Annotated in this window: 8 protein-coding genes; 7 read left to right on the forward strand and 1 reads right to left on the reverse strand. The window is 75.2% G+C overall.

Going from position 1 to position 8,478, the window contains the following annotated elements; translation table 11 throughout:
* Nucleotides 1-6: 6 nt before the first annotated feature.
* Nucleotides 7-1,734, forward strand: a complete 1,728-nt coding sequence (gene treZ, locus AB6N23_RS15795; RefSeq protein ID WP_412866957.1) for a malto-oligosyltrehalose trehalohydrolase — start codon at nucleotides 7-9, stop codon at nucleotides 1,732-1,734.
* A gap of 102 nt (nucleotides 1,735-1,836) precedes the next feature.
* Here the strand turns inward: treZ and zapE are convergent, their stop codons facing one another.
* Nucleotides 1,837-2,883 (reverse strand): cell division protein ZapE, encoded by a 1,047-nt coding sequence (zapE, locus tag AB6N23_RS15800; RefSeq protein WP_412866951.1) that lies wholly within the window; start codon nucleotides 2,881-2,883, stop codon nucleotides 1,837-1,839.
* 340 nt (nucleotides 2,884-3,223) lie between these two features.
* On the opposite strand from zapE, the gene AB6N23_RS15805 reads away from it, so the two are divergent.
* The 6 genes from AB6N23_RS15805 to AB6N23_RS15830 form a co-directional block, all read left to right on the forward strand.
* Nucleotides 3,224-4,885, forward strand: a complete 1,662-nt coding sequence (locus tag AB6N23_RS15805; RefSeq protein WP_412866952.1) for a nitrite/sulfite reductase — start codon at nucleotides 3,224-3,226, stop codon at nucleotides 4,883-4,885.
* Entirely contained in the window at nucleotides 4,882-5,043 is a 162-nt protein-coding gene (locus AB6N23_RS15810) for a hypothetical protein (protein ID WP_378200478.1), read from the forward strand. Before AB6N23_RS15805 ends, AB6N23_RS15810 begins: the two co-directional genes overlap by 4 nt.
* Nucleotides 5,040-5,759: a phosphoadenylyl-sulfate reductase gene (locus AB6N23_RS15815; protein ID WP_412866953.1), complete on the forward strand. Its 720-nt coding sequence runs from the start codon at nucleotides 5,040-5,042 to the stop codon at nucleotides 5,757-5,759. The genes AB6N23_RS15810 and AB6N23_RS15815 overlap by 4 nt, the downstream gene beginning before the upstream one ends.
* The gene (cysD, locus tag AB6N23_RS15820; RefSeq protein ID WP_412866954.1) at nucleotides 5,756-6,691 is read left to right on the forward strand and encodes a sulfate adenylyltransferase subunit CysD; all 936 of its coding nucleotides are present in this window, start codon (nucleotides 5,756-5,758) and stop codon (nucleotides 6,689-6,691) included. Before AB6N23_RS15815 ends, cysD begins: the two co-directional genes overlap by 4 nt.
* Nucleotides 6,691-8,139: a sulfate adenylyltransferase subunit 1 gene (locus tag AB6N23_RS15825; RefSeq protein ID WP_412866955.1), complete on the forward strand. Its 1,449-nt coding sequence runs from the start codon at nucleotides 6,691-6,693 to the stop codon at nucleotides 8,137-8,139. Before cysD ends, AB6N23_RS15825 begins: the two co-directional genes overlap by 1 nt.
* On the forward strand, nucleotides 8,136-8,478 hold a 343-nt coding region (locus tag AB6N23_RS15830; protein WP_412866956.1), incomplete at its 3' end, for an NAD(P)-dependent oxidoreductase. The genes AB6N23_RS15825 and AB6N23_RS15830, both read left to right, overlap by 4 nt.

Genomic DNA, 8,478 nt, shown 5'->3' on the forward strand with positions numbered 1-8,478 from the left:
GCCGGGGTGCGCGTCCCCATGGACGCCGCCGGCGAGGGCTGGTGGCGCGCCGACGTCCGCCTGCCGCACGGCACCGACTACGCGTTCGCGCTCGACGGGGGCCCGGCGCGACCCGACCCGCGGGCGGCGTGGCTGCCCGACGGCGTGCACGGCCCGGCGCGCGTGTTCGACGCCGACCGGTTCGCGTGGACGGACGACGGCTGGAGCGGCGTCGACGTGCGCGGCAAGGTGGTCTACGAGCTGCACGCCGGCACGTTCACCGACGGCGGCACCCTCACGTCGGCGATCGAGCGGCTCGACCACCTCGTCTCGCTGGGCGTGGACGTGGTGGAGCTGCTGCCGGTCGCCGCCTTCAACGGGCGGCACGGCTGGGGCTACGACGGCGTCGCGCTGTGGGCGGTGCACGAGCCGTACGGCGGCCCCGAGGCGCTGCAGGCGTTCGTCGACGCGGCCCACGCCCGCGGGCTGGCCGTCTGCCTCGACGTCGTGCACAACCACCTGGGCCCGTCCGGCAACTACCTGCACGAGTTCGGTCCGTACTTCACCGAGGAGCACCACACGCCCTGGGGCGCCGCGATCAACCTCGACCAGGACGGCGCGGAGCACGTGCGGCGGTGGATCGTCGACAGCGTGCTGCGCTGGGCGCGCGACTTCCACGTCGACGCGTTCCGCCTCGACGCCGTGCACGCGCTGGTCGACGAGTCCGAGCGGCACGTGCTCGCGCAGCTGTCCGACGAGGTCGCCGCGCTGTCGGCCGAGCTCGGCCGCCCGCTGTCCCTCGTCGCGGAGACCGACCTCAACGACGTGGTCTCGGTGACGCCCACGTCCGAGGGCGGCTGGGGCATGACGGGCCAGTGGGCCGACGACGTGCACCACAGCGTCCACGCGCTCGTCACGGGCGAGCGGCACGGCTACTACGTCGACTTCGGCTCGCCGGAGACCCTGCGCACCGCGCTGACCGGCGCGTTCGTGCACACCGGCGACCTGTCGACGTTCCGCGGCGAGCCGTGGGGCCGGCCCGTGCCGGACGACGTCGACGGGCACCGGTTCGTCGTCTTCGACGCCAACCACGACCAGGTCGGCAACCGCGCGCTCGGCGACCGGCCGTCGTCCCGCGTGGACGCCGGCGGGCTCGCGGCCCAGGCGGCGCTCGTGCTCCTCTCCCCCTTCACGCCCCTGCTGTTCATGGGCGAGGAGTGGGGGGCGCGCACGCCGTGGATGTACTTCACCGACCACCCCGAGCCGGAGCTCGCCGAGGCGGTCCGCGAGGGGCGCACCCAGGAGTTCGGCGGGCACGGCTGGGAGGACCTGTACGGCGGCGAGATCGAGGTGCCCGACCCGGGCGACCCGGCGACGTTCGAGCGCAGCCGCCTGGACTGGTCGGAGCCGACCCGCCCCGAGCACGCGCGGCTGCTCGACTGGTACCGCGAGCTCGTGGCGCTGCGCCGGCAGGTGCCGGACCTCGCGTCCGGCGACCGGTCGCGGACCGCCCTGGACGTGCACGCCGTCGAGGGGGCGGGCGACGGCCCGTGGCAGGGGGCGCTCGTCCTGCACCGCGGCGACGCGCGGGTCGTGCTCAACCTCGCGCACGAGCCGGCCGCCGTGCCGGTGCCGCTGTCCGCGCCCGTCGAGGTCCGCGCGGCGTGGGACGGCGGGGTCGTCCAGCCGCCGGAGCACGCGGACGGACCGGTCGTCGTCGAGGTGCCGGCGCGCAGCGTCGTCGTCCTCGCCTGACGGCCGGTCCGGGCCGACGCCCGGCGGACCGACGCCCGCACCGACGCGCAGGGGCCCGCAGCCACCGGCTGCGGGCCCCTGCGGCGTGCGTGGCGTGCGACCTCAGGCGGCCGGGCGCTCCGCGGCGAGCGCCGCGCCCTCGGCGGCGAGCGCGCCCAGGCGGGACAGGGCGCGGTAGTACTTCTTGCGGTAGCCGCCGCGCAGCATCTCCGGCGTGAACAGGTCGAGCCCGGAGTCGGTGACGCCCTCGCGGGCCACGAGCACCGGCACGTCGCGGTCGTAGAGGCGGTCGACGAGGACGACGAGGCGCAGCGCGACGTCCTGCCGGTCGACGGGGTTGACGCCCGTGAGCGCGACCAGTCCCACGCCGTCGAGGAGGGCGCCGTAGCGGCTGGGGTGCACGCGCGACAGGTGCTCGAGCAGGGCGCCCAGGTCGTCGAGGGTCGCGTCGTCGCGGGCGCCGACGACGTCCCGCAGCCGCGCGTCCGGCACGGTGGCGGCGTGGGTCGTCGCGGCGCGGTGGCGGTGGTCCTCGCCGTCGATGCGCAGCACCTCGAACCGGGCGGCGAGCGCCTGGATCTCGCGCAGGAAGTCCTCCGCGGCGAACCGGCCCTCGCCGAGCGACTCCGGCAGGGTGTTCGACGTGGCCGCGAGCGCGACGCCGCGGTCGGCGAGCTCGCGCAGCAGGCGGGACATGAGGACGGTGTCGCCGGGGTCGTCGAGCTCGAACTCGTCGATGCAGACCAGCCGCCGGGCACCGAGCGCCTCGACGGTCGGCCCGAAGCCCAGCGCGCCCACGAGGTTCGTGTACTCCACGAACGTGCCGAACGCCGCCTGCTCGGTGCCGACGGCGTGCGCGAGCGACGCCAGCAGGTGCGTCTTACCGACGCCGAACCCGCCGTCGAGGTACACGGCGGGCGCGGCCGCGGCGCGGCGGCGGCCGAACCAGCCCGACCGGCCGGCGGGGCGCGCGAGCGCGTCGGCGACCTCGCGCAGCCGCGTCACCGCCTCCGCCTGCGACGCGTGCGCGGGGTCCGGCTCGTAGGTGTCGAACGACTCGCGGGCGAAGTGCCGCGGCGGGACGAGCTCGGCGAGGAGCCGGTCCGTGGGGACGTGCGGCTGCCGCGCGGTCAGCGAGGGGGTGGGCACGGCGTCGAGGATACGGCGGGCCCGTGCACGGGGCCGTCCGGGCGCACGTCGGACGCCCCTGAACACGTGTCCGGCATGCGGATGGGCGTTCCGCCATCCGGACGAGTGGTGCTCGGTCACGGCAGGTCGTGACACTCTCGTGCCGTGATCTTCCACGGGACGACCCTCATGTGTCGGTGCTGTCGCGCCGCCGCGGTCCCGTGCGCGTGCTGTCCGCGGAACCGCTGACCCCGCCCCGTCCCCTCCTGCACGGGCGCGTGGTCCGCGTCCGGTGCACACGACTCCCCCGTCGTGCGGACGCGCGAGCACGCCCCGAGATCCTCCCGAAAGGTGGCGCCCCGTGGCGCAGACACCCGTCGTGGCTCCCCCCAAGCGTCCCGAGGGCCAGTGGGCCTTCGGCCAGCGCGAGCCGCTGAACGCCAACGAGAAGTTCAAGGCCGAGGACGACGGCCTCAACGTCCGGCACCGCATCGAGACCGTCTACGCCCGCGAGGGCTTCGCCTCGATCCCGGGCGAGGACCTGCGCGGACGCATGCGCTGGTGGGGCCTGTACACCCAGCGCAAGCCCGGCATCGACGGCGGCCGCACCGCGACGCTCGAGCCGCACGAGCTCGACGACGAGTACTTCATGCTGCGCGTCCGCTGCGACGGCGGCGCGCTGTCCGTGCCGCAGCTGCGGGCGATCGCCGACGTCTCGACGACCTTCGGCCGCGGCACCGCCGACATCACCGACCGCCAGAACATCCAGCTGCACTGGGTGCGCATCGAGGACGTCCCCGAGATCTGGCGCCGCCTGGAGGCGGTCGGCCTGAGCACGCAGGAGGCGTGCGGCGACACCCCGCGCGTCGTGCTCGGCTCGCCCGTCGCCGGCGTCGCGAAGGACGAGATCATCGACGGCACGCCGGCCATCGAGGAGATCACGCGCCGGTTCATCGGTGACCCCGCGTTCTCCAACCTGCCGCGCAAGTTCAAGACGGCGATCAGCGGCTCGCCGCACCACGACGTGGCGCACGAGATCAACGACGTGTCGTTCGTCGGCGTCGTGCACCCCGAGCTGGGGCCCGGCTTCGACCTGTGGGTCGGCGGGGCGCTGTCGACGAACCCCAAGCTGGCCGTGCGGCTCGGCGCGTTCGTCACGCTCGCGCAGGTCCCCGAGGTGTGGGCCGGCGTGACCGGCATCTTCCGTGACTACGGCTACCGCCGCCTGCGCAACCGCGCGCGCCTGAAGTTCCTCGTCGCCGACTGGGGTGCGCAGGTGTTCCGGGACGTGCTCGAGCGCGAGTACCTCGGGTACGCCCTCCCCGACGGCCCCGAGCCGCCCCCGCCGCCGTCCGGGCGGCGCGACCACGTCGGCGTGCACGAGCAGGTCGACGGCCTGCGCTACGTCGGCGCCGCGCCGACCGTGGGCCGCGTGTCCGGCCCGCTCCTGGCCCAGGTCGCCGACCTGGCAGAGGCCGCCGGCTCCGACCGCGTCCGGCTCACGGTCGAGCAGAAGCTCGTCGTGCTGGACGTGCTGCCGGAACGGGTCGACGCGCTCGTCGCGGGGCTCGAGGCGGTGGGCCTGCGGGTGCGCCGTGCGTCGACGTTCCGCCGCGGCACGATGGCCTGCACGGGCATCGAGTTCTGCAAGCTCGCGATCGTCGAGACGAAGGCCCGCGCGGCCGACCTGGTCGACGAGCTCGAGCGGCGCATGCCGGACTTCGAGCAGCCGATCACGATCAACCTCAACGGCTGCCCGAACTCGTGCGCCCGCATCCAGGTCGCCGACATCGGCCTCAAGGGCGTGCTCGCGCCCGACGGCACGGACGCGTACCAGGTGCACCTGGGCGGCGGCCTCGGCCTGACCAGCGGCCTCGGCCGCACCCTGCGCGGGCTGCGCGTGCCCGCCACCGAGCTGCCCGACTACGTCGAGCGCGTCACGCGCCGGTACGACGAGCAGCGCCTGGACGGCGAGCTGTTCGCCGAGTGGGCGCAGCGCGCGGACGAGGAGGACCTGCGATGAGCGGCGACGGCTCCGGGCAGCGGGCGGTGCCCTACTACTGCCCGTTCTGCGCCGGCGAGGACCTGTTCCCCGCCGGCGAGCGGCACGGCGAGTGGGAGTGCCGCACGTGCGCGCGGGTCTTCGCGCTGCGGTTCGTCGGCCTGGCGGGTGCGCGGTGAGCGCCGCGACCGGGCCCGTCACGGACCTGTCCCCCGACGCGCTGCGCGCCCTGGCCGAGCAGGCGGGGCGCGACCTGGAGGGTGCGCACCCGGCGGAGATCCTGCGCTGGGCGGCCGACCGGTTCGGCTCCGACCTGGTCCTGGCGTCGTCGATGGGCGACGAGGTGCTCGTCGACATCGCGGCGAAGGCCGTGCCGGGCATCGACGTGATCTTCCTCGACACGGGCTACCACTTCGCCGAGACGATCGGTACGCGCGACTACTACGCCGACTTCACGGACGTGCGGCTGCGGACCGTCCTGCCGCTCCTCACCGTCGAGCAGCAGGACGCCGCCCACGGGCCGCGCCTGCACGAGCGCGACCCGAACCTGTGCTGCGCGCTGCGCAAGGTGGAGCCGCTCGAGCGCGGCCTCGCGCCGTACGCGGCGTGGGTGACGGGCATGCGCCGCGAGGACGCCCCCACGCGCAGCGACATCGCCGTGGTCGGCTGGGACGCGAAGCGGTCGAAGGTGAAGCTCAACCCGCTCGCGGCCTGGACGCAGGACGACGTCGACGCGTACGTCGCCGAGCACCACGTCGTCCTCAACCCCCTGCGCGAGGCCGGGTACGCGTCCATCGGCTGCGCGCCGTGCACGCGGCCCGTCGCGGCGGGCGAGGACGCACGGGCCGGACGCTGGGCAGGCACGAACAAGACGGAATGCGGGCTGCACACATGACGACGACGACCACGACCCCGTCCGCCGCGGTGGGCGCGGGCCACCTCACCCAGCTCGACGCGCTCGAGTCCGAGGCCATCCACGTGATGCGCGAGGTCGCGGGCGAGTTCGAGCGGCCCGTGCTGCTGTTCTCGGGCGGCAAGGACTCGATCGTCATGCTCCACCTGGCGCGCAAGGCGTTCTGGCCCGCGCCCGTGCCGTTCACGGTCATGCACGTCGACACGGGGCACAACTTCCCCGAGGTCATCGCGTACCGGGACACGACGGTCGCCGAGCACGGGCTGCGCCTCGTCGTGGCGAGCGTGCAGGACGCCATCGACGACGGCCGCGTCGTCGAGACGCCCGGCGGGTCGCGCAACCCCCTGCAGACCGTCCCGCTGCTCGACGCCATCACCGCGCACCGGTTCGACGCCGTGTTCGGCGGCGGGCGGCGCGACGAGGAGAAGGCGCGCGCGAAGGAGCGCATGTTCTCGCTGCGCGACGAGTTCGGCCAGTGGGACCCGCGCCGGCAGCGGCCCGAGCTGTGGGACCTGTACAACGGCCGGCACAAGCCGGGCGAGCACGTGCGCGTCTTCCCGCTGTCGAACTGGACCGAGCTGGACGTGTGGCGGTACATCGAGCGCGAGGAGATCCCGCTGCCGGAGATCTACTACGCGCACGAGCGGGACGTCTTCGCCCGTGACGGCATGTGGCTGACCGCCGGCGACTGGGGCGGCCCGCGGCCCGAGGAGGTCGTCGAGCGCCGCACCGTGCGCTACCGCACGGTCGGCGACATGAGCTGCACGGGTGCGGTCGACTCGCACGCCGCGACGGTGGCCGAGGTCATCGCCGAGGTCGCGTCGAGCCGGCTCACCGAGCGGGGCGCGACGCGCGCCGACGACCGGGCCTCCGAGGCCGCCATGGAGGACCGCAAGCGCGAGGGGTACTTCTGATGGGCACGCAGACCACGACCGACGCCCGGCCGGCACCCGCTGTCGACGGCGCCGCCGACCACGCGCGGCGCGACCTGCTGCGCCTGGCCACGGCGGGCTCGGTCGACGACGGCAAGAGCACCCTCATCGGCCGGCTGCTGTACGACACGAAGTCGGTGCTCGCGGACCAGCTGTCCGCCGTCGAGCGGGCCACCCGCGCACGCGGCGGCGACGGCACGGCCGTCGACCTCGCGCTGCTCACCGACGGTCTGCGCGCCGAGCGCGAGCAGGGCATCACGATCGACGTCGCCTACCGGTACTTCTCGACGGCCCGGCGCGCGTTCGTGCTCGCCGACACGCCGGGTCATGTGCAGTACACGCGCAACATGGTCACGGGCGCGTCGACCGCCGAGCTCGCGATCGTCCTCGTCGACGCGCGCAAGGGCGTGCTCGAGCAGACCCGCCGGCACGCCGCGCTGACGGCGCTGCTCGGCGTCCCGCACGTCGTGCTCGCCGTGAACAAGATGGACCTCGTCGGGTTCGACGAGGCGACGTTCACGACGATCGCCCGCGAGTTCGCCGACTACGCGCGGGTGCTCGGGTTGCCGGACGTGCACGCGGTGCCGCTGTCCGCGCTCGACGGCGACAACGTCGTCCTGCGCTCCGACCGCACGCCCTGGTACGACGGCCCGACGCTGCTCGAGCTGCTCGAGCAGGTGCCCGTGGGGCGCGACGCCGCGGCGGAGCCGCTGCGCCTGCCCGTGCAGGTCGTCATCCGTCCCCGCACGCCCGAGCACCCGGACTACCGCGGGTACGCGGGCAAGGTCGCGTCGGGCGTCGTGCGGGTCGGCGACGAGCTGCGCGTCCTGCCGTCGGGCCGCACGAGCAGGGTCGTCGGCATCGACACGTTCGACGGGCCGCTCGCGCACGCGGAGGCCCCGCGCTCGGTGACGGTGCGGCTGGCCGACGACCTCGACGTCGCGCGCGGCGACGTGCTGGTGCGGGCGGCCGAGGACGTGCGCACCGGCCAGGACCTCGTCGGCACGGTCTGCTGGCTCACCGAGCGACGCTCGGTGGCGGGCGCGCGCGTGCTGGTGCGCACCGGCACCCGCACGGTGCGGGCGCTGCTGCGCGAGGTCGACGCCCGCCTCGACGTCGACACGCTGACCGTCGAGGAGTGGGACCCGGTCGACACCGTCCGCACCATCGACGCCACCGACACGTCGTCCGACGCCGCACCGCGCTCCCTCGGCCTCAACGCGATCGGCCGCGTGCGGGTCCGCCTGGCGGAGCCGGTCGTGCTCGACGACTACGCCACGCACCGCCGCACGGGCGGGTTCCTGCTCGTCGACCCCACCGACGGCAGCACGCTCGCCGCCGGCATGGTCGGCCCGACCCTGCTGGACCGGCTCGCGCCCGTGCGCGCCGACGAGCAGGACGACGACTGGCTCGCCGGGGCGGGGATATGACCGCGGCGCACCCGCTGCTCGTCGACGTCACGGGCCGGCGGGTCGTCGTCGTGGGCGGCGGCCCCGTCGCCGCCCGGCGCGCGCGCGGCCTGCTCACCGACGGCGCCGACGTGCACGTCGTCGCCCCGGCGCTGTGCGAGGAGCTCGCCGACCTCGTCGCCGCGGGCGCCGCCGGCTGGGAGCCCCGCGAGTACGCGACGGGCGACCTCGACGGCGCCTGGCTCGTGCACACCGCGACGGGCGACCGCCGCACGGACGACGCCGTCGCCGCCGACGCCGAGGCCGCGCGCACCTGGTGCGTGCGCGCCGACGACGCCGCCGCGTCGACCGCCTGGACGC

Origin of the sequence: Cellulomonas pasadenensis (assembly GCF_047229365.1) — a bacterium.
GTDB lineage: Bacteria > Actinomycetota > Actinomycetes > Actinomycetales > Cellulomonadaceae > Cellulomonas.